The organism is Pontibacter sp. BAB1700, assembly GCF_000277005.1.
In the GTDB taxonomy this organism is placed as follows: domain Bacteria; phylum Bacteroidota; class Bacteroidia; order Cytophagales; family Hymenobacteraceae; genus Pontibacter; species Pontibacter lucknowensis.
In genome coordinates, this window is the sequence record NZ_AKIS01000001.1 from 1 (window position 1) to 20,911 (window position 20,911).

21 protein-coding genes and 3 pseudogenes are annotated in these 20,911 nt (G+C 51.3%); 9 read left to right on the forward strand and 15 right to left on the reverse strand.

Annotation, left to right across the window (positions count from 1 at the left end):
* The 4 genes and pseudogenes from O71_RS24835 to O71_RS21165 all read right to left on the reverse strand — a co-directional run.
* The coding region (locus tag O71_RS24835; protein ID WP_237717628.1) for a rhodanese-like domain-containing protein at positions 1-436 on the reverse strand (436 nt) is incomplete at its 3' end.
* Positions 387-1,450, reverse strand: a pseudogene (gene arsS / locus O71_RS00010) (arsenosugar biosynthesis radical SAM (seleno)protein ArsS). The pseudogene arsS and the gene O71_RS24835, both read right to left, overlap by 50 nt.
* Positions 1,451-1,453: 3 nt before the next feature.
* Positions 1,454-1,790, reverse strand: a pseudogene (locus tag O71_RS00015) (arsenosugar biosynthesis-associated peroxidase-like protein).
* 57 nt (positions 1,791-1,847) lie between these two features.
* Positions 1,848-2,468: a DUF2064 domain-containing protein gene (locus O71_RS21165; protein WP_007651954.1), complete on the reverse strand. Its 621-nt coding sequence runs from the start codon at positions 2,466-2,468 to the stop codon at positions 1,848-1,850.
* A 255-nt stretch (positions 2,469-2,723) separates the two neighbouring features.
* On the opposite strand from O71_RS21165, the pseudogene O71_RS00030 reads away from it, so the two are divergent.
* Positions 2,724-4,084 (forward strand): annotated as a pseudogene (locus O71_RS00030) (NAD-dependent succinate-semialdehyde dehydrogenase).
* 317 nt (positions 4,085-4,401) lie between these two features.
* Here O71_RS00030 and O71_RS00035 read toward each other — a convergent pair.
* Both O71_RS00035 and O71_RS00040 read right to left on the reverse strand, forming a co-directional pair.
* Positions 4,402-5,166 (reverse strand): YdcF family protein, encoded by a 765-nt coding sequence (locus O71_RS00035; protein ID WP_007651960.1) that lies wholly within the window; start codon positions 5,164-5,166, stop codon positions 4,402-4,404.
* Positions 5,167-5,232: 66 nt separating this feature from the next.
* Entirely contained in the window at positions 5,233-5,454 is a 222-nt protein-coding gene (locus O71_RS00040; RefSeq protein WP_007651962.1) for a DUF2905 domain-containing protein, read from the reverse strand.
* A 112-nt stretch (positions 5,455-5,566) separates the two neighbouring features.
* On the opposite strand from O71_RS00040, the gene O71_RS00045 reads away from it, so the two are divergent.
* Complete coding sequence (locus O71_RS00045; RefSeq protein WP_007651964.1) at positions 5,567-7,999, forward strand: type IA DNA topoisomerase; 2,433 nt, start codon at positions 5,567-5,569, stop codon at positions 7,997-7,999.
* Positions 8,000-8,039: 40 nt separating this feature from the next.
* Here O71_RS00045 and O71_RS00050 read toward each other — a convergent pair whose 3' ends face one another.
* The gene (locus O71_RS00050) at positions 8,040-8,441 is read right to left on the reverse strand and encodes a hypothetical protein (protein WP_007651966.1); all 402 of its coding nucleotides are present in this window, start codon (positions 8,439-8,441) and stop codon (positions 8,040-8,042) included.
* Between the two features lie 434 nt (positions 8,442-8,875).
* Between O71_RS00050 and O71_RS00055 the strand changes: the two genes are divergently transcribed.
* Together O71_RS00055 and O71_RS00060 are read left to right on the forward strand one after the other, a co-directional pair.
* Complete coding sequence (locus O71_RS00055) at positions 8,876-9,862, forward strand: SWFGD domain-containing protein (protein WP_007651970.1); 987 nt, start codon at positions 8,876-8,878, stop codon at positions 9,860-9,862.
* A 192-nt stretch (positions 9,863-10,054) separates the two neighbouring features.
* Positions 10,055-10,678, forward strand: coding sequence for a porin family protein (locus O71_RS00060; protein ID WP_007651971.1), 624 nt, complete (start codon positions 10,055-10,057; stop codon positions 10,676-10,678).
* 488 nt (positions 10,679-11,166) lie between these two features.
* Here O71_RS00060 and O71_RS00065 read toward each other — a convergent pair whose 3' ends face one another.
* The 4 genes from O71_RS00065 to O71_RS00080 form a co-directional block, all read right to left on the reverse strand.
* On the reverse strand, positions 11,167-11,802 hold the full coding sequence (locus O71_RS00065; RefSeq protein ID WP_007651974.1) for a carbonic anhydrase: 636 nt from the start codon (positions 11,800-11,802) through the stop codon (positions 11,167-11,169).
* A gap of 14 nt (positions 11,803-11,816) precedes the next feature.
* The gene (locus O71_RS00070; protein WP_007651976.1) at positions 11,817-13,388 is read right to left on the reverse strand and encodes a SulP family inorganic anion transporter; all 1,572 of its coding nucleotides are present in this window, start codon (positions 13,386-13,388) and stop codon (positions 11,817-11,819) included.
* Positions 13,389-13,559: 171 nt separating this feature from the next.
* On the reverse strand, positions 13,560-14,957 hold the full coding sequence (locus O71_RS00075; protein WP_007651977.1) for an ATP-binding protein: 1,398 nt from the start codon (positions 14,955-14,957) through the stop codon (positions 13,560-13,562).
* Positions 14,954-15,634: a response regulator transcription factor gene (locus O71_RS00080; RefSeq protein ID WP_007651979.1), complete on the reverse strand. Its 681-nt coding sequence runs from the start codon at positions 15,632-15,634 to the stop codon at positions 14,954-14,956. Before O71_RS00080 ends, O71_RS00075 begins: the two co-directional genes overlap by 4 nt.
* Positions 15,635-15,750: 116 nt before the next feature.
* Between O71_RS00080 and O71_RS26900 the strand changes: the two genes are divergently transcribed.
* Positions 15,751-15,918, forward strand: a complete 168-nt coding sequence (locus tag O71_RS26900; RefSeq protein ID WP_369750830.1) for a hypothetical protein — start codon at positions 15,751-15,753, stop codon at positions 15,916-15,918.
* 14 nt (positions 15,919-15,932) lie between these two features.
* Positions 15,933-16,679: a cation diffusion facilitator family transporter gene (locus tag O71_RS00085; RefSeq protein ID WP_369750832.1), complete on the forward strand. Its 747-nt coding sequence runs from the start codon at positions 15,933-15,935 to the stop codon at positions 16,677-16,679.
* Between the two features lie 93 nt (positions 16,680-16,772).
* Here O71_RS00085 and O71_RS00090 read toward each other — a convergent pair whose 3' ends face one another.
* From O71_RS00090 to hpf, 4 genes are all read right to left on the reverse strand, one after another.
* Entirely contained in the window at positions 16,773-17,024 is a 252-nt protein-coding gene (locus tag O71_RS00090) for a hypothetical protein (protein ID WP_007651989.1), read from the reverse strand.
* Positions 17,025-17,209: 185 nt separating this feature from the next.
* Complete coding sequence (locus O71_RS00095) at positions 17,210-17,848, reverse strand: DsbA family protein (protein WP_007651991.1); 639 nt, start codon at positions 17,846-17,848, stop codon at positions 17,210-17,212.
* A gap of 51 nt (positions 17,849-17,899) precedes the next feature.
* A complete protein-coding gene (locus tag O71_RS00100; RefSeq protein WP_007651993.1) occupies positions 17,900-18,682 on the reverse strand; it encodes an SDR family NAD(P)-dependent oxidoreductase in 783 nt (260 codons plus the stop codon).
* Between the two features lie 108 nt (positions 18,683-18,790).
* Positions 18,791-19,096, reverse strand: coding sequence for a ribosome hibernation-promoting factor, HPF/YfiA family (gene hpf / locus O71_RS00105; RefSeq protein ID WP_007651995.1), 306 nt, complete (start codon positions 19,094-19,096; stop codon positions 18,791-18,793).
* Positions 19,097-19,264: 168 nt separating this feature from the next.
* On the opposite strand from hpf, the gene O71_RS00110 reads away from it, so the two are divergent.
* From O71_RS00110 to O71_RS00115, 3 genes are all read left to right on the forward strand, one after another.
* Entirely contained in the window at positions 19,265-19,792 is a 528-nt protein-coding gene (locus O71_RS00110; protein WP_051017645.1) for a hypothetical protein, read from the forward strand.
* Positions 19,793-19,800: 8 nt separating this feature from the next.
* Positions 19,801-19,983 (forward strand): hypothetical protein, encoded by a 183-nt coding sequence (locus O71_RS22925; RefSeq protein ID WP_051017646.1) that lies wholly within the window; start codon positions 19,801-19,803, stop codon positions 19,981-19,983.
* Between the two features lie 63 nt (positions 19,984-20,046).
* Complete coding sequence (locus O71_RS00115) at positions 20,047-20,460, forward strand: OsmC family protein (RefSeq protein WP_007651996.1); 414 nt, start codon at positions 20,047-20,049, stop codon at positions 20,458-20,460.
* Positions 20,461-20,911 lie beyond the last annotated feature (451 nt).

The window sequence follows — 20,911 nt, forward strand, 5'->3', positions numbered from 1 at the left end:
GCACCTGGGTATACCCTGCTGCCTGCAGCTGCTCCCCTACTTTTTCGCTGCGGTAGCCGACCGAGCAGTATAGCACGAGGGGTGTATTTGGGGGTACGTCTTCCAGGTCAGAAAGGTCAAAGTCTTCGTACCCTACATACCGGGCCCCGGGCAGGTGACTCACCTGGTATTCCTTTTTGCTGCGGGTATCGAGTAGTAGTGGCGCTATACCTTGCCTCAACTGTTTCTGTACTTGTGCAGCCGAAATGGTATCGACGCTATGGCTGTAGAGCTGCCGGAGCATCAGGTTGTAAGCTGCATCGGAAGGCTGATTGCAGGCTGACAGCAGCAGGCAAAGAGATAAAATCAGGTATAGCCGATGATGCCAGATATAGCGCATAAGCAGATCAGGTGGTGGAGCCGCCGCAGCTGGAACCGGCCCCGGCCGTGCAGCCATAGCAATGCTGGTTCAGCACGATCTGCCGCTCGTCGAGCTGCTTCAGGTCAAAGTCGCGGATGTGCTGCGGCGTGCCGGGCTGTACCTTGAGCTCGAGCATCTGGTTAAAGTCGCAGTCGTACAGCGCACCGTCCCAGCCAACTGAAATGGTGTTGCGGCACATCACATTTGCCGCCGCCACAGGGTTGAAGGCCGTCACCAGCTTCTCCATATAGCTGCTGTAGTTTCCGCTCTCTATCAGGTAGTCGAGGTAGCGGCTGACCGGCAGGTTGGTGATGCAAAACAGGTTGTTGAATTCTATGTCGTAGCCACTCTTTAATCGCCGTTTAAACTCAGCCTCCAGCGATTTCTGACCTGCGGGCAGGAAAGCACCCGACGGATTGTAGACCAGGTTCAGCTCCAGGCTACTCCCCTCCTGCCCGTAGCCCACCTTGTTGAGCATCTGAAGCGCCTTAATGGATTTCTCAAACACGCCATCGCCGCGCTGGGCATCGGTTCTGGAAGCCGAGAAATATGGTAAAGAGGATACCACCTGCACCCGGTGTTTCTTGAAAAACTCCGGCAGGTCGTAGTACTTGGGATTGCCAGGATGATGGTGAGGTTGCAGCGCACAATGACTTGCCGCCCCATCGCCGACAGTCGCTCCACAAACCAGCGGAAATCAGGGTTCATTTCCGGCGCCCCGCCTGTCAGGTCCACGGTAGTGAGTTGAGGGGATCTGGCCAGTGCATCGAGGCAGAGCTGCATCGTTGCGCGGGTCATGATCTCCTTGCGATCCGGGCCGGCGTCGACGTGGCAGTGGCGGCAGGTCTGGTTGCACATCTTGCCCACGTTCACCTGCAAAATGCTGGTGCCGGCAGGTCGCAAAGGGTATAGCTCGTGCTCGCGCAACTTGGCTCCGAAAAGTGGAAAATCGCCTTCTTCCGTTCCCGCATGCTGCAGCACCTCCAGTTGAAAAGCCGGGTTGGCAAACTGGTGCTGCTGCGCCTTCAGCGATTTAACAGGTATAGGCATGGGCTACATGGTCAGGTCCTTGATCTTGTTCATCATCTGCACGCCATGCACCAGCGCAGCGCCCCCCTTTTATGGCGGCGGCCACGTGCACAGCTTCCATCATCTGGTTTTCGTCAGCACCTTTCTCCAGACAGTCAGAGGTGTAGGCATCAATGCAATAAGGGCACTGCACGGCGTGTGACACGGCCAGGGCGATCAGGGCTTTTTCGCGCTCGGTCAGGGCGCCTTCTTTGAATACCTCACCGTAATAATCGAAAAACTTGCGGCCCATCTCTGGCTGCAACTCACTAATGTTCCCGAATTTCTTCAGGTCCGCCGGATTGTAATACGTATTATCCATAGAAAAATAAAGTCTTATTTACCTTAAAGGTAACAAGAAACTAAGACTCCTGTTTGGTTAGCTCAGAATAGCGCTGAGTTGCCTGTGCAGATGATGGTATACGGGGAGGATGTTCAATTGGCGGGAAAGGTCGGCTCCGCTTCCTGCTTCGGTCTTTTCGTCGAGCACCGTCAAGCTGCCCATGCTGGCCTGCATGCGGTAGCCATAGAGCACGAGTTCGTTCAGCAGTTCGTCGGTTTGCCAGTTGAGCATGGCCAGTGCCTCGGGGTCAAAGCAGTCGATGTGCAGGCCTACCAGGTAAGCACCGCCATTTGTACCGGGTCCCACGACCATGCGGCCTTTACTAAGCGCATCCTGGGCCAGCAGCAGGTCAGCCGGGGTCAGGTCCACGCAGTCGGCTCCGATGCAGATCACACGCTGGTAGCCCATGGAGTAAACTTCCTGAAAGGCATTGGCCAGGCGCTCCCCGAAATTGCTTCCCTCCTGCCGCTCCGGGTAGATCACCACCAGCGGGATACCGGAACCCTTGGCCACAAACAAGGTATGCTGCAACAGCAGGTCGGCCGCTTGCTTGTTCAGTTCAGGGCCATGCTCCTCAGTGAACGTTTTAAAGCGGATCTGCTGCTCAGGCATCTGGGCAAACAGCAAAATGACGGTATCGTGTTGGAGCGTATTCAAAAGAATAATTTAAAATAAAGAGTTTTTATTTCTGGAGTAAAATCCATTCTAAACTCTAGTGGAAGGCAATTTAGTAAGAAACAATCTATAAAAAAGGGAATATTTGCGAAAGAAGTAACAATATCCGCAAAATCCCGCAAATAGAACTTTAACAACACAATATTTAACCCTTTTTTTATCAGTTTATTGTCTCCGGCAGCATAAATAGTCCGCAACCGTATATTTACAGCACATCTTACCTAGAATCTGAAACAAATGGCGATACAAACAATAAATCCTGCAACCAACGAAGTAATCAAAACATTTGAGGAGCATACTTCCGATCAGGTGCAGCAGAAACTGAAAGCAGCCGATGAGGCTTTTCAGCAATGGAAAAACACCGGTTTTGAGGAAAGAGCCCGCCTGATGAACCGCTGTGCTGACATTTTGGAAGAGGAAGCTGAAAAGTACGGGCGCATTATCACACTGGAAATGGGCAAACCACTGAAGGATGCCATATCCGAAGTACAGAAATGCGCCAAGGTGTGCCGTTACTATGCCGAACACGCTGCTGAATTCCTGAAAGACGAGGAGGTCGAGTCCGGTGCCAGCCGTAGCCTGATCGCTTACCAACCGCTGGGGGTGGTGTTGGCCGTGATGCCTTGGAATTTCCCATTCTGGCAGGTTTTCCGTTTCCTGGCCCCTGCCTGATGGCGGGCAACGCAGGCGTACTCAAACATGCCTCCAACGTGCCGCAGTGTGCCTTGGCCATTGAAGAGATCATCCATAAGGCAGGTTTTCCGAAGGATGTCTTCCATACCCTGCTCATTGGCTCAAAGGCAGTAGATGCGATCATCGAAAATACCATTGTAAAGGCCGTGACCCTGACCGGCAGTGAAGGCGCTGGCTCTAAAGTAGCCGAAAAAGCGGGCAGCGAGATCAAGAAAACGGTACTCGAACTGGGCGGCAGTGATCCGTTTATCATCCTCGAAGATGCTGACCTCGAAGCCGCCGCCACTACTGCCGTAAAATCGCGCATGGTCAATACGGGCCAGAGCTGCATTGCAGCCAAGCGCTTCATTGTAGTGGAAGGTATAGCCGATGCTTTCCTGAAGAGGATGAAGGAGAAAATGCAGACCCTCCGTACCGGCGATCCGCTCACCGAAGACTGTGATTATGGTCCGATGGCCCGCCAAGACCTGGCCGAGGAACTGGAGCAGCAGGTACAGGAATCTATCCGGAAAGGCGCCAAAGTCGTGCTGGAAGGTGGCCACGAAAAAGGCTCCGCCTACTTCAAGCCGATGATCATCCAGGATCCGAAGCCCGGCTCTCCTGCCTACGAAGACGAATTGTTTGGCCCGGTAGCCATCGCGTTTGTGGTGAAAGACGAAGCAGAAGCTATCAAAATAGCAAACGACCATAAGTACGGCCTGGCCGGTACTGTATTTACCAGTGATCAGGAACGTGGCTTGCGTGTAGCGCGACAGGTCGAGACCGGTGCCATGTTCGTCAACGCCATGGTCGCTTCAACCCCCGAAATGCCTTTCGGCGGCATTAAAAAATCAGGCTACGGCCGCGAGCTCTCCTACATCGGCATTCGGGAGTTTACCAACCAGAAGAGTATTTGGATTGGGTGATTTAGTGAATGAGTGATTGAGTGAATTGTTGAATGGTTAATTGTGGGAATCGAAGTTTGCAGAGAGTGATATTTAGGTGATTTTCGACATGCGATTCATTGTCGCAAGCTTAAGTACATTTTTGTCATTTCGACCTTAGGGAGAAATCTGAAATAATCCAGATCTCTCATTCCATTCGAGATGACAGCACAAAGTCACTGTTAATTTATTTAAAAGAGTTAAGGCGCGAAGCGTACAGTTGCACAATCGTGCACCAAACAATTCAACAATTTAATCATTCAGCAATTCACTCAATCACTCATTCACTCAATCAAAAATCACGCATACCCCACCAGCTTATATATCACAAAGCCCGTCACTTCGTGGATGATGCGGTGCCAGAGGCGGAAGGCGTCGGGATTAGGTATAAGCAGCTCATCAGGGGTATAGCGGATTTCGGAGGTATAGAAATCGGTCGGGAAAACATCGGTGGCTATACCTGCTTTGTCGAAGCAGGCTTTGGAGCGGCGCATGTGAAAGGCGGATGTCACGAGCAGGCGGCGCTGCAGCTCCGGGTGCTTCTGCAGCATATCTCCGGTGAAGATGGCATTCTGGTAGGTATTGTCGCTGCGAGTCTCGATGATGATGTCCTCTTGCGGCACACCTGCCAGCAATAGGATTTCCTGCAGCATCTCCGCTTCCGGCCTGCGGTCTAAGGCAACGGTGCCGATACCTCCCGTGATCAGAAACTTATCGACCTTGCCCATGCGGTAGAGCTTGAGCGGATGCAGAAAGCGGTCTGCCCCTTTGTTCGTATGCACCCGGTCATCAGCAAAGCCAATGGCCTGGGTCACACCCGTCAGAATGATGGCCACGTCATAATTTTCCACTTGCACCAGCGGCACCGCTTCCAGCTCCCAGGCCCGCATGGTGACGTTCGCTAGAAATGGGTTCGAGAAAACCAGCAGCAGCACCGTAGCTGTCACCAACGTAATGCGTCGCCACTTGGCAGATTTCAGGAAGATGGCCAGCAGCAGCAGTATGGCAATCCAGATAATGGGCATCAGGAAATACTGCAGCAGCTTCGAAAGGACAAAAAACATAAGGGTTTCAGGTATAGCAGATGCAGCAAAGGTATAAAAGGCATGCCATCCCTGAAAGGCTATACCTTAAAAGAGCCTTCTGAAGATCCAGAGCAGCAAAGAGAGTAGAATACTCACCAGGATCATACTCGTAATGGGCATGTAAAATTTGAAATTCTCCCGCTCCACCCGAATATCACCGGGCAAGTTGCCAAACCACCCCAGTTTATCCCCGGCCAACCAGACGATAAGCCCGATCACCACGATCACGACCCCGATAATGATAATGTATTTTCCGATTGGCTGCATTTTCTGACGCTTAATGGTATAATGCCTTAGTTTACGGCAAAGCAAGTTTAGGGATTTAGAGCCTAAAAGCGTAAATTTGAATGTTAGAGTCACCCTAAAATTACCCTATACCTTGAAAGTTTGCATTGCTGAGAAACCGAGTGTTGCACGTGAGATTGCCCAGGTAATTGGAGCCAAAACCCGTAAGGATGGCTATTACGAAGGCAACGGCTACCAGGTCACCTGGACGTTCGGCCACTTTTGCACGCTGCGCGAGCCCGACGATTACCGCCCCGAGTGGAAGCGCTGGAGCCTCTATGATCTGCCTATGCTTCCCGAAAGGTATGGCATCAAATTGATGCAGGACAAGGGTGTGGTGCAGCAGTTCAACATCATCAAAAAGCTGCTCGACAATGCCGAGGAGGTGATCAACTGCGGTGACGCCGGACAGGAAGGGGAAGTGATACAGCGCTGGGTGCTCACCGAGGCTAACTATCGTAAACCTTTCAAGCGTCTCTGGATCTCATCGCTTACCGAGGATGCCATCCGCCAGGGTTTTGCCCGCTTGCGTGAAGGCTCCGAATTCGACTCGCTCTACCAGGCCGGCAAAAGTCGCGCCATCGGAGACTGGCTACTTGGCCTGAACGCCACCCGACTCTTCACGCTCAAGTATGCGCAGGGACGGCAGACGCTCTCTATCGGACGGGTGCAGACCCCTACCCTCGCCATGATCGTGAACCGTCATCACGAGATCGCCAATTTCGTACCCCAACCCTTCTGGGAGCTCAAGACGGTATACCGTGAAACAACTTTTTCGAGCACCAACGGCCGCTTCCACAAAGAGGAAGAAGGTCAGCAGATATTGGAAGCCATCCAAAAAGATGAGCTCACCATCACGGATATCGAAACCAAGAAAGGTACCGAGAGTCCGCCTAAGCTGTTTGACCTGACCTCGCTGCAGATCGAGTGCAGTAACAAGCTGAGCATGTCGGCCGACGAAACGCTCAAAACCATTCAGAGCCTCTACGAGAAGAAAGTGGTGTCCTACCCGCGTGTAGATACCGTGTTCTTGCCGGATGACATTTACCCTAAGATTCCGGGCATCCTGCAGGGTCTAAGTGGCTACCAACAGGAAGTCGCGCCGCTGCTTCAAAGCAAGATCCGGAAGAGCAAGAAGGTCTTCAACAACAATAAAGTAACCGACCACCACGCCATTATACCGACCGGTGCACAAGCCAGTTTGTATGGTCGTGAGGCGGATGTATACGACATCATCACGCGTCGCTTCCTGGCTGCCTTCTACCCCGACTGTATCGTGAGCAACACGACAGTCATGGCGGAGTCGGCAGGCTATACCTTCCGGGTGCGCGGCAAGCAGATCCTGGAGCCAGGCTGGCGCGTGCTTTATGGTGCTGATGATATAAAGTCGGATAGCAGCACGGGCAAGGATGGGAATAAAGAGGAAGAGGAAACAGCCGGCATACTACCCAACTTCGAAAAAGGTGAGCACGGTCCGCATGCGCCGCTGCTTGACAAGAAATGGACGAACCCGCCAAAGGAGTATACTGAAGCGACCCTGCTTCGTGCCATGGAAACAGCTGGCCGGCAGATAGACGATGAAGAACTGAAAGAAGCACTGAAAGAAAACGGCATTGGGCGTCCTTCCACCCGCGCAGCCATTATCGAAACGTTGTTCAAGCGTCAGTATATCCGCAAAGACAAAAAGAAGATCATACCCACCCAGATGGGCATCGACCTGATCGGCGTGATTCGTAACCAGACCCTGAAGTCGGCCGAGATGACCGGGCAGTGGGAGCGTAAGCTGCGCCAGATCGAAGGAGGCTCTTTTAAAGCGGAGGCATTTCTGCAGGAGTTGCAGGAGTTTGTGGTGAGTCTGGTGCAGGAGGTGAAGTACGATAAAGCCACCGTAACCATGGAGGCGCAGCCGGAGCCTGCCCCCGCTAAAGGAGGAACTGCCAAAAAACCGAAAGCCGCCACAGAGGCAATACCTGGCAAAGGCCTTGGCGCATGCCCGGCCTGCGGCGAGGGTCACATCCTGAAAGGCTCCAAGGCTTACGGCTGCATCCGCTTTAAGGAAGGCTGTCGTTTCCTGATCCCGATTGAGCAACAGGGGAAGTCCCTCACCGACAAACAGATCACAGCCTTGCTCAGCAAAGGCAAGACGCCAGTGATCAAAGGATTTAAAGACGAGCAAGGGAACAGCTTCGATGCCACTCTCAGGCTGGATGGTAACAAGCAGCTGGTATTGGAGAAAGCGGAGAAAACACCCGAGGCAGACCCTTTCGCTACATGCCCACGGTGTCAGCAGGGCAGCATGCTCAAAGGCAAGACGGCCTATGGTTGCAGTCGCTTCCGGGAGGGCTGCCAGTTTGTAGTACCTTTCGAGATGGGTGGCAAGCAGCTTACTGATAAACAGATCGGCACTTTACTCACTAAAGGCAAAACTGGCAAGATCAAAGGCTTCACCTCTGCCAAGACCGGCAACAGCTTTGACGCTGCGCTTACCATCAACGACAACTGGCAGGTCGTTTACCTGCTGAACTAACCAGCACAAGATCTATAGGTATAGCCAGCAGGTGTACGGTTTACTTCACTGAAAACAGCACTTCGCCAGTTGAGACATTCGTACGGAAGTCTGTGGCCTGAATCCACAAGGTATAGTCGCCCTGTGGCAGATCACTTGCGTTCAGCAGTGTATCGAATTCGAGTATCTTCTTATCGGGTAAGGTAGTAAAGTTGATGTGGTCTGCATCACCACCGACCGCACGCACACGTACCTGCAACTCCTTTACTTTGTCTTTGTCGGAGGCTGTCAGCTTTACACGAAGTCCTGACGACTTTGATAACTTTTGGTTGTTAGTTGGATTTCGGATCGTTAAAGCGGGCTTTGAACCATCTGGCTGCAGGCTCCCATCCTCAAACACATCTTCACAGGCCGTCAAAGAGACAACCATCACCGCTGAGGCCAGCAATTTTGTAAACTTCATAAGATAGATAAATAGAGAAAATAATCTAAAAGGCCCGCAATTTACTAAATCAATATAATTTACAAAAATCATAAAATAAAAAATATTCAATTTAATAACCCGTATTACGATTAGTTACACAACCCCAAAACCGGCACAACAAACTGATTTCAAATCTTGTAAACAAACTAAGCTCAGCAAATAAAATTTAGACCACCCTTAATAATTCAATTTCATATATATACATAGCCTTAGTTTATTAATAATTAAATACAATTTGTCACTCTACACATATTACCCATATGCTATGTTATGCCCATAGCTTTTGACTGCACTCATATCAGGCTTTTCCATCAATAACTTATGCGCACTATACCCGTAAAAAATACCGGCGTGCCTATTTGGACACACCTTAAATTTGTTCTTTTTTCAAACCTAAAAATTAAAGTAAAGCTATGAGAAGCTATGAAAATTTGGGTAGCAACCCATACAATGACAACTATAGGTCTGAGAGCAGAGGCTCAGGCAGAAATTATTATTCAGGAGATTACGATCCGACCAGCCGCATAAGAGGCTCCTATGGTAGCGAGTCATCAGGCAGAAGCAGCGATTCTTCCCGCATGGGTGGTTTCGGTAGCGGCCGCGACAGCTACTCCTCATCAGGATATGGCGGCACTTCATCTTATGGCCGCTCCGCTGGCAGCTCTAACTACGGCTCGGGTTCCTCTAACTACGGTTCGGGCTCAAACCGCCGTTACGGCAGCAGCGACTGGGATTCATCTAACCGCTCAGGCGACCGTGATGCATGGGACCGCGGTAGCGACGAAGTAAGATCCTGGTTCGGCGATGACGACGCTGAGCGTAGAAGAAGAATGGATGATATGCGTGATCGTGGCAGCGACAGCTACCGTTCATCAAACCGCGGCTACAGTGGTTCCTCGAACTATGGTGGTTCTAACTACGGCTCGGGTTCATCAAACTATGGCAGTGGTTATAGCAGCGGCAACTACGGTTCCGGCTCTTCTAACTATGGCTCGGGCTCGTCTAATTACGGCTCGGGTTCATCCAACTACGGTTCTGGCAACTACGGTTCCGGCTCTTCCAACTATGGTTCAGGCAATTATGGCTCGTCGAGCTATGGTTCTGGCTATGGCAGCGGCAGCAGCTATGGTTCTTCAGGCTACAGCAGCAACCGCGGCTCCAGCGACTGGGATCGTGACAGAGACCACGACAGAGGTTTCTTTGACCGTGCCGGTGACGAAGTAAAGTCATGGTTCGGTGACGAAGAAGCAGAGCGCAGAAGAAGAATGGATGAAATGCGTGACAGAGATCACGACAGCGACTACAACAGCCGCCAAAGAACACATACCAGCTACGGTAACACCTACAGTGGACCTCCGTACTCTTATGGTTCATCCTCTCGCAGAGATTACGAATGGTAATATGAAGGCAAACGGCTTATTAGTCGATGACCTGATATAAACCATACCAAGTTTAGAAAAGCCCGGCCAATACTGGCCGGGCTTTTTGCATGAGAAAAATAGTACAATTTATATATATCCTCCATTGACCTGTTTTCCCCTTCTCAGTAATTTCACCCTGATTAAACCAACCCATTTAAACAGGTATTTCCTATGAAAAGACTCTTACTGATTCTGTGCTGCTTTGCGCTTATGTCAGGCACTGGCTTCGCCCAACAACTTGGCTTTAAAGGCGGTGCAACCTACACAACATTTACCGGTGCTGACACCGACAATTACAAGTATCGGGTTGGGTATACAGGCGGTATATTTCTGCAAAAGCACATCAACAACATGATGGGTCTGCAACTGGAGGCACTTTATACCTCCAAGGGAGCTCGCCGCGAAATCTACTCAGGTAGCAATCTTCAGACAGCTGAGGTATTTAAGCTGAATTACATCGACATCCCTTTGCTCTTTCACGTATCTGCCAGTGGAGTATTTTTTGATCTTGGTCCGCAGGTATCCTTTATCTACAATGCCAGTCATGTGCACGAGGCGCACTCCAGCAACGGCGATAAGATTGTCACCACCAAGCACAACATTTCAGACAACCCTTACACCATTGACTTTGCTTATGTTGGTTCAGTGGGCTACCGTTCTACCAATGGCATTGGCCTGGAAATACGCTACACCGGCGGTTTGAAAAAGATAGATGACGAGGGTGCCTTTGCAAATCGTGAGCGTCGCAATGCCGGCTTCAGCCTGATGCTAAGCTACCTGCTCGGCGGACGCTAGCAGTAACCTTACCATATATCCCAAAGCCCTCCTATCAGGAGGGCTTTTTATTTTGGGTAGACGAGAGCAAAGCAGGACTGTCTCTTTGTGGACAAGTGAGAACGGGAGTTCGAAACTTGCGAGCGAAGCTCAACAGGGGTATCCAGTTGGCCAGTTTCCCACGATATACCACCTACATGGTATAGGCCGGGTCATCTACACCCTTATGGTCCTCTCTAGGGGACACTTTTCTTACTACAAAACCAGCCTCGTTCGTGCAGAAACGCTTATTCAGCAGGTTTCGAACAGTAGTGGTCCCTTCCACCTGAGATAAAGGCGGTATTATTTGCTGGGGCAGGATTCCTCTTCACCAAGATCCTTTCAGGATGACAAAAGACAGGATATTTTGCTTTCTGATCGTCCCTAAAAAACAAAACCCTCGCAAATGCAAGGGTTTTGTTCAATGTAGTTAATAGAAAAATCTAGGTAGTAGTGGTTTTTTAATACGATTAAGCATCTTGCTCCAGGCTGTAGATGTGCTCATAACGTTTCATGTAGTCGCTTTGCTCAAGCACGTTCAGGTCTCTCAGAAGCCCCTCGCTCAAATCGTATACCAGACCGTACAACTTCGGAGGATTGTCAGTCTGCATGGCATTCTGGATAATAGACGTTTTGGACAGATTAAGCACCTGCTCAATAATGTTCAACTCCACCAGGCGACGATGGCGCTGTTCCTCATCCTTGATGCTCAGAAGCTCCGGCTCGTGCAGGCGTATCACATCCTTGATGTTGCGCAGCCAGTTATCGATCAGTCCAAACTGTTTGTTGCTGGCAGCCGCCGCCACACCTCCGCAACCGTAGTGGCCACACACAATGATGTCCTTTACTTTAAGCACCTCCACCGCATACTGTAGCACCGAGAGCAGGTTCATATCGGTATGTACCACCATGTTGGCGATGTTGCGGTGCACGAAAATCTCGCCCGGGCCTGTGCCGGTTACTTCATTTATAGGAATACGGCTATCTGAACAGCCTATGTACAGGTAACGTGGCGTCTGTCCCTTAGCCAGTTTGTTAAAGTAATCCGGGTCTTCGTTGAGCTTACGCTCTACCCACTTTTTATTATTCTCAAATATTTTTTCCATAGTTTTATTTATTCCTAGTGCATATCCAGCACCTGTACTTCTTCTACATTAAACACTTCCACAAATATACCACGTTCGTGCGCTGTTTTCTTGAACTCGTGTATGGCCTCCAGCACATCGTAGTCAATATACTCAGAATTTGCACCATCGATGATCACATGGCTGTTATCCGGCAGTTTCTCCAGCGTCAGCACAATGCTTGCTTTATTCAGGAAGGACACGTGCTCGCTCAGTTTGATGCGAATTGTTTCTTTGTCGCGGTGCTCTTCTTTGTGGAAGAAGTAAGGTGACTTGTAATTGGCTTTCAGGATGAAGAATACCCCCACAGCCAGACCGATCAGGATACCTACCAGCAGGTCAGTAAACAGGATGGCCACGATCGTTACCACAAACGGAATGAACTGTTCATGCCCTAATTTAAGCTGCCCTTTGAACAGGGTTGGCTTCGTCAGTTTATAACCCACCATCAAAAGCACGGCGGCCAATGCTGAAAGCGGTACCTGGTTCAGGAAGCCAGCCAGGAACAGGACAGACAGCAGCAGGAATATACCATGTATAAAGGCTGACATCTTGGTCTTGCCACCTGCAGCGACATTGGCAGAGCTTCGCACAATTACGGCAGTCATCGGGATACCGCCCAGCATACCTGCTATGATATTACCGACACCCTGTGCCTTCAGTTCGCGGTTGTTTGGAGTGCGGCGCTTGTGCGGATCAAGCTTATCAACGGCCTCCACACTCAGCAAAGTCTCCAGACTGGCAATAATCGCAATTGTAAACGCAACCACATAGAGTGAAGGGTTCGTCAATTGATCAAATGCAGGCAAGCGAAGCTCGTTCTGTAATTCGCCCATGCTCGAAATGTTTGGCAGGTTCACCAGGTGTGTACCTGCTACCGCCAGCTCAGGGGAATAGTTGAGGAACAAATAGTTGATACCGACAGAGCCAATCACCACGATCAGGGCACCCGGCACCAGTTTAAAGAGCTTGATGCGCTTCATGAATGGCTGCTCCCACAAGATCAGGATCGCCAGCGAGATAATACCAATGATCAGCGCACCCAGCTGTATGGCAGTGAAGGCATGAAGTATTTCAGAGAAAGTATTGCGCCCATCCGGCTGTAAGAAGTTCATTTCACCGAAGAAGTCATCATCGGCACCCATAAAATGCGGAATTTGCTTCAGAATAAGGATCAGGCCAATAGCGGCCAGCATACCTTTGATGACAGAGGAGGGAAAATAAAGACCAATGACACCGGCTTTCAGGAAACCAAGCGCAACCTGCAACACACCCGCCAATACAACTGCCAGCAAAAAGGCTTCATACGACTGCAGGGTTTCGATACCGTTAAGCACGATCACTGTCAGACCAGCTGCCGGACCACTCACACTTAACTGCGAACCACTAAGCAAGGATACCACCAGACCTCCTACTACACCGGTAATAATACCAGCTAAAAGTGGGGCTCCGGAAGCAAGCGATATACCTAAACAAAGTGGTAGGGCAACAAGGAAAACGACGAGGCCAGCGGGAATGTCTTTACCCAGACTGGCAAAATAATCTGATTTGGAAGAGGTGTTTTTCATAATAAGGTGGAGAGTAAAAAATTAGGCAAGCATGTAAACTAAAAGTCCCAACTCACATCCCTGCGCTGACCAACAGGCCAGCTGCAGGAACGTAAGTCAGAATACTCACCTTATGTTTACAAAAGTACGGGGGAGGTATTAAGCCAGTATTAAAACGGCATTAAAATGAAATTAAAATGCGTTTTTGGCCGAAATAAATCCGATTGCCTGCGGTAAACGCAAGGTCACGACTGTCCCTTCGTTTACACGGGAATCTATCGAAATGGAGCCTTTGTGGAGTTTTATGATGCTTTCTGTCAAGGGCAGACCAATGCCATGACCCGTAATATTGCGCACATTGTTTGCCCTGAAAAATGGCACAAATACATGCCTCAGGTCGTGCGGTGCTATACCTACTCCCTTGTCTGCAACCTGCAACACAACCTCCCGCCGGTCAGCGGAAAGCCGCACGGTGCTGTACTCTCCCTTCGGTGAGAACTTGGCGGCATTTTCCAATACATTGACAATGGCAATCAGCAGCAGCGCATCATTGCCCTTTACGATCAGGCGGTCCTCATCATCAGGTAGGTTGTCAAAATCTATGTTGAACAGCGCCCCCGGATGCCGCTTTAGCGCCTGCTCATGTGCCATCCACAGCAACTCGTCGAAACGCAACTGGGACAGCTTGATTTTAGAGGTATCCACGCTTGCCTGCGCTATCTGCAGCAGTCCGTTCGACAGTTCAGCCAAGAGCCGGGCATCTTCGAGAGTGGAGGCCAGCACCCGCTGGTACTCTTCTTTCTCGCGGGGTTTCATCAGCGCCACCTCTAACTCACCGATCATGGCTGTCAGCGGCGTACGCAGTTCATGGGAGGCGTTCGACACAAAGGTACTCTGCATTTCAAAAGCCATCTCCAGCCGGTCCAGCATCTTATTAAAGGTCTGGGCCAGGTGCGACAGCTCGTCTTTGCCGTCCGCATCGCTCAGGCGCAGGTGCAGGTCGGAGGCGCTGATCTTTTCTACCTCGCTTACCACTTTGGTAATAGGACGCAGTGCTTCACGGGCAAAGGCCCAGCCCGCCAGCAGGATCACGACCATCGAGCCCAGAAAGCCCACGATCAGGATGACCTTAAGGTGCTGCAGCTTGCGCAGACTATAGGCATCCACGGAAGAGGAGAGCACGATAAAATCACCCTCATTATCTTCGTAGAGGATGCCCACGACCTGGCGTTCGTCCTGTGCGTACTGCACCATGCGCTCCTCCTTCACTCGCTCCAGCACCTCAGGCGCCACTTCCAGTTCCCCATCTCCGTCTGAGAAAAACAGGCTGCCGTCCTGCCGGTAAATGCTCACCATTTCATAAGGAAGCACCCGGTAGTACCGGATCTGATTGCTGCGGCGTGCCCTTTCGCTCACCTCGTCGGCCTCCAGTATGTGGGCGGCCGTGTCATAGGCCCGGCCTTCGATGCGCTTGTAAAAGTCGTCCTGCCGGTAGAGGGAGGTGAAGTAATAGATCACCAGCGAGAACAGGACCAGGATCAGGGCGAATATACCTGCAAACTGCAGGGTCAGTTTATTGCGGATGGTCATGCGTCGTCCTCCTTGAGCACATAGCCCATGCCCACCAGGGTATGGATCAGTTTACCAGGAAAGCCTTTGTCTATCTTTTTGCGAAGGAAGTTAATGTATACATCAATCACGTTGCTGCCTGTGTCAAAAGAGGTTTCCCATACGTTCTCGGTGATATCGACCCGCGAAACGACACGCCCCCGGTTGCGCAGCAGGTAGTGCAGCAGGGCAAATTCCCGGGCTGTCAGGTTGATGGGTTTTCCGCCGCGGGTCACTGTTTTGCTGCCCATATCCATTTCAAGGTCTGCTATGGAGAGCTTCTCCCCTCCCCCGTTATCACCTGACCGACGGGTAAGGGCACGCAGGCGGGCCAACAATTCTTTAAACTCAAAAGGCTTGGGGAGGTAGTCATCCGCTCCGGCATCCAGCCCTGTGATCTTATCGTCGGTGGAACCAAGCGCTGTGAGCATCAGGATCGGGACCTGCGACTTTTTCTTCCGGATAGCCTGGCACACTTCCAGCCCGTTCATGTGCGGCAATATAATGTCCAGTATAATGAGATCATACTCGTTTTGCATGGCCATCTTCAGACCAAAATTACCGTCGTAGGCCTGCTCCACTTCATACGACTGTTCTTCCAGACCCTTTTTGATAAAGGAAGCTACTTTGGGTTCGTCTTCTACCAGCAGTATTCTCATATTCCAGTCACCGTTTACGTGTTTACCCGGACAAGATACGAAAAAACGCTACTGAGCCGTCCGGCAGCTTGCAGTTGCGCCAATATCTGTATATTTTAGATGAAGACAAACAGTTTATGGCACACGATCATCACCATCACGGAGGCCACGGCCATCACCATCACCACGGAGGTGACAACATCAAGGTTGCTTTCTTCCTGAACCTGGGCTTCACTGTGATCGAGGTATTTGGCGGACTCTGGATCAACAGCATGGCCATTCTTTCGGATGCCTGCATGATTTAGGCGATTCGCTCTCGCTGGGCCTTGCCTGGTACTTTGACCGTCTCTCCCGCAAAGGCAGCGATCAGCAGTACTCTTACGGGTATAAACGCTTTTCGCTCCTGGGCGCTGTTATCAATTCGATCGTTTTATTAATTGGCTCAGGTATCGTGCTTTGGGTTTCGATCCCGCGCCTCTTTAACCCGGAGCCCGTACATGCACCTGGTATGATCGGATTTGCCATACTGGGCGTGCTGGTGAACGGAGCGGCTGCCTTGCGCCTAAACAAGGGGGAATCGCTGAACGAGCGGGTGGCCATGCTCCACCTGATGGAGGATGTATTGGGCTGGGTGGCCGTGCTCGTAGGTGGTATTCTTCTCTATTTCTTTGACTGGCCCATCATCGACCCGCTGCTTTCATTGCTCATCACTTGCTTCATACTCTACAATGTGGTGCGCAATCTGCGCAAGGGCCTTCAAATCCTGCTGCAGGGCACTCCCGCCAACATCAGTTTGCAGGAAGTGCGCCGACGACTGCAACTTCTCCCTGAAGTGCGCTCCGTGCATGACCTGCATCTCTGGACGCTGGACGGCATGAGTCATGTACTGACCATGCACGCCGTCGTAAATCAAAACCTGAACTTAGAAGAGGCGCACGGTGTGAAGCAGCGTATACGCGATACCATGCAGGACGCGCACATAGACCATGTAACGGTAGAACTGGAAATGCCGGGGCAGGAATGCAGCCAGGAGTACTGTACCCCTGACCTGCCTAATTCTGGTTAAGCTGCACCGCCTGGCGCACCAGGTCGCTGAAATATTCTTCGTCAATATCCTCGAGCGTACGCAGCTTGATGTGCGGCAGCTGCCCGTTGCGGCTTACCAGGCGCTTGTTGGGGTCATCAAGTTCTTTTCCGCGGAAAAGCCGAAATGAAGTCCGCTACGCGAAGAGGCGAAGTAGCATACGGGGCCGTAAAAGAAATAGCAGGGATTTTCCCAGCGCACACACTCTTCCAGGTGAGCAGCCGTCTGGCTGATGATGCGGCGTACTGCTTGCGCTAATAGCTGTTTCTCAGGTGTAAGTTTGTCGATGTATTCATCGACCTGGTTAGTGGATATCTTGCTTCTCATACAGGGTATGTATCGGCCTGTGTGGCCTGAGCCGTTAATTTACAGCTAAATATACATATCTTTTAATATTGGAGCAAAAAATCTGTCATCGCTTATACAAGGTCCTTCTTATTCGGTTGCAAGGCACTACGTAGTTTCGGTAGATAAACCTGTCTTTCACAAATACTTATACCTCAGGTATAGGGTCAGGCCATTTCCAGATGCTGTAATAACCTTTCTTCCAATTCGTCGAGCTGGCAGAAGCCGCTGGTGAGCAGTTCCGGCCCCATACCTCCTTCCATGTATACACTGGGCAGGTTCGTAACCCCTAGCATTTCGACAAACTCAAACTCCTTCTCGGTCGCGTCAATGATCTCCTCAGCCTCAAACAAGGTATAGAACAGGTTTTCCTGGATGCCAAAAGGGCGGACCGCATGGGCGAGCACCTGCGGATCAGCCAGGTTCAGGCCATCGGCATAGAAAGCAGAGTGCATGGCCCGCAGTATCTCAAGCGTGAGCGCAGGCCTGAGGCGACGCACCACGTGCAAGGCGCGGCAGGCGGGCTCTGTGTCGTACACAAAGTCTTCCCGCAGAAACAGGTTGTAGTTAAACGGCAGACTGGTACGCTCCTGCACCCGGTGCCAGTTCACCGCCAGTCGCTCCCGCTGCTCACGCGAAATAGGCTCTCGGGCAAACGGGTGGAGCCCTCCGGCCACAACTTCTACAGTCAACCGACCATGCCATAAGGCGCGCAAACGGCGGATCACGTGCGTGAAACCGTAGCACCAGGCGCACATCGGGTCGGTCACATATAGCAGTACAGGGTTGTAAGGACTATTGGTCATAGGCAATTTTTACACTTCCCTTAGGTTTTACCCCAATGCCGGCAGATAGGTTCAGGCATAAATCATCTTTATGGTCATGCCGCCGTCTATCACCAAATGCTGCCCTGTGATAAAGCCGGCTTTGTCGGAGCACAGAAAAAGCGCTGCCTCAGCGATATCCTGCGGCTCTCCTATACGGCCTACCGGGTGCTGCTCCTTGTCCTGGCGGGTATGCTGCGGCTCGTAGCGATTCTTCTCTTTTTGCCAGGGCCCGGTTTCGATCCAGCCGGGTGCGATGGCATTTACCCGGATGCGGTCAGGCGCCAGACTAACGGCCAAGGAATGAGTGAGCGCCTCCAGTCCACCCTTGGAAGCCGAGTAGGCGAAGGTATCGGGTTCTGACATGAAAGCGCGTGTGCTCGTGATATTCAGGATGGCAGGATGCGCTGACTTGTGCAGCAGCGGCACCCCATACTTGGCGCAAAGCACTGGCCCGCGCAGGTTCACCGCCAACACCCGGTCAAATTCCGACATCAGCATCTGGTCCAGATCACCTATAAAAGGATCGGCTATACCTGCGTTGTTTACCAGCACATCCAGCTGACCGTGCTCCACTTCCACTTTTTGCATCAGGGAAACCACCTCCTGCTCGGCGCTCACGTCGCAGGGTATAAAGCTGGCAGTCAGCTGCCGGGCCTGCAGTCGCTGCAAGGCTTCCTTTCCTGCTTCCTCGTCCGCATCGGTTAGCACGACGTGAGCCCCCGCCTGGGCAAAAGCCTGCGCTATACCCAGGCCTATACCTTGCGCTCCACCGGTGACCAGTACTACTTTATTTGTATAATCTGCTGTGGCCATATGTTCTGTTTTATCTCTCTATACCTGTCTGCACAGCAAAGCAAACCCGCTGCTGGGCAGGAGCTATACCTGGCCACGCAGCGGGTTTGCTTTGCTGTGCCTTCCGGCTTATCTTTTCTCGAGCTGGCGCTTAAGTTTATCTTCTACGTTCTTCAGCAACTCATACCAGTTGTCGCCATTGTCTTCGGCAAACGCGTCGGTGCCGGGTATACCTACTCGCATGCTCAGTTTCTTGGCATCGGTCGCGTGGTTCGCCTCTTCCTTGAAGTACACGTCCACAGAGTCTATCTTTTTGGCATGGCGCTTCAGTTTAGAGATAGTGTTGCGAATATGCTGCTGCACGTCGTCTGTAATTGATATGTCTACAGCCTGTACGTCAATCTTGATTCCTTCGAAATTCTCTGTATAATTCATGTTCTGTCTTATAAGTATGGTGTAAAACGGGAGGCTTTGTTCAGAGCATCCCGGTGCTGAAATTAAACGGTCGCCTGCCATTAAGGTTTACGCTGACAAAGTGTCCTGCGAAGCAACATCGCCCCGGCACCGTTCGTTTTTATGCATAATCACCCAAGGTTTACCGTTATGCAAAACTTACCCATCAATTGGCTGACAGAAGGATTGCTTGACTTTGAATATAAAAAATACCGCCTGCTGGCCTACCTGCAGGCAGTCCGGTCCGAGTTCGGGCAACAGCGCCTCTACCCTGTCTTTTCTGACCTGATCATGCACTACCGTAACCTGCAACAGGTGCGCGAGCACAAGAAGCTGGTATACGAAGCCTTTCCACAGCAGATCACCCGTGCCGATTTTGAGAAGCTGGAGCTGGTATATGAAAAGATCGTAGAAGATGACGAAACCATGGCCCAGATCGAAGAGGTGATCCAGTATGCCGCGCCGCTTTTTCAGGAGGCCGTGTACCAAGGCAGGGAGCTGTATGACTTTATAGAGCGTCACCTCGAAATCAATCCTGTGGGTATTACGCCGATGTATTTCAACGAGGGCTACCTATTCCTGGACGCTTTCCGGGCAAGGAAACGCAGGTGTACGTATACCGCATCACCGTTTTTGAGAACACCTATGAGAAGTACCGGGGTATCAACACACAGCTAGTCCGCACCGTGCGCCGCGGGCTTGCCCAGACGCACGAAAACCTGAAGGTACAGCTAGTCAAAGAAAACCAGGAGCTGCCCAATCCTGCCACGTTTGTGGTGGTCGCCAAGGTTCCCTGCCCGCTCGACAGCGCCCTGCTTCCCATAGCCAAACGATCGCTGGTGAAGTATGTGACGCGCCTGGCAGCCTGAGCCGGACTTGGTGCAAAGGGTATAAATTTATACCTTCGAACTTCAGAAAACGAGAAATATACCATGGAGATCAACCTCACCCGCGTAGACCAGGACTATCACTTCGAAGCCAGAGGCGCCGCCAATGTCGCCATTAACATAGATGCCAACCCCGAAATTGGGGGCCACAACGAGGGCGCCCGCCCTATGGAGCTCATGCTGATGGGCCTGGGCGGCTGCAGTGCCATCGATATTATCAGCATCCTCAAAAAGCAGCGCCAGCCCATCGAAAGCTTTGATATCAATGTAAAAGCAGAGCGCCAGAAGGTAGAGGAATTTAATCTCTTCAGCACCATTCACGTCCACTTCAAGATCGGTGGTCAGTTGGACGAGGACAAAGTACGCCGTGCCATTGAGCTTTCGCTGGAGAAATACTGCTCTGTCGCCGCCATTCTATATAAAACAGCCACGATCACACATTCTTTTGAGATTGTGTAGTTAGGGGTTTGTTGCCCCTTGTAGGTCAGCTCTCCCCTTTTAAAGAGGGCCCCTCCCCAAGACAGGGGAGGGAAACTTGGGAACGATTGTCATCCCCCTGCCCCCTTCTTTGTCGAGGGCCCCTACCCCCAAGGGGGACTTCTCTAGAAGCTGCTTATTTTCAAGTATAGCTGCGTAATTTCTGTCTTTAGCTGTTCCTGCTGCTTATACCCACCCCTGCCCCTCCCAAGAGGGGATTTTCTGCCACTGTTATTCAACAGGTATAGGCTTCGTAGCACACATACCACTGGCGGGTATAGCACGACATACTTGCACGGCGGCTATGAAACAGATCACTGAGCCAGGTTCACTTTTTGGCACTCCTCTATTGGGGGTGAAGGGTCCCTCTTTCGAGAGCGTTCAGCGAGTGGGGGTAGGGGCCCTCGATTTTTTTATCAAGAAAAAAAGTAGG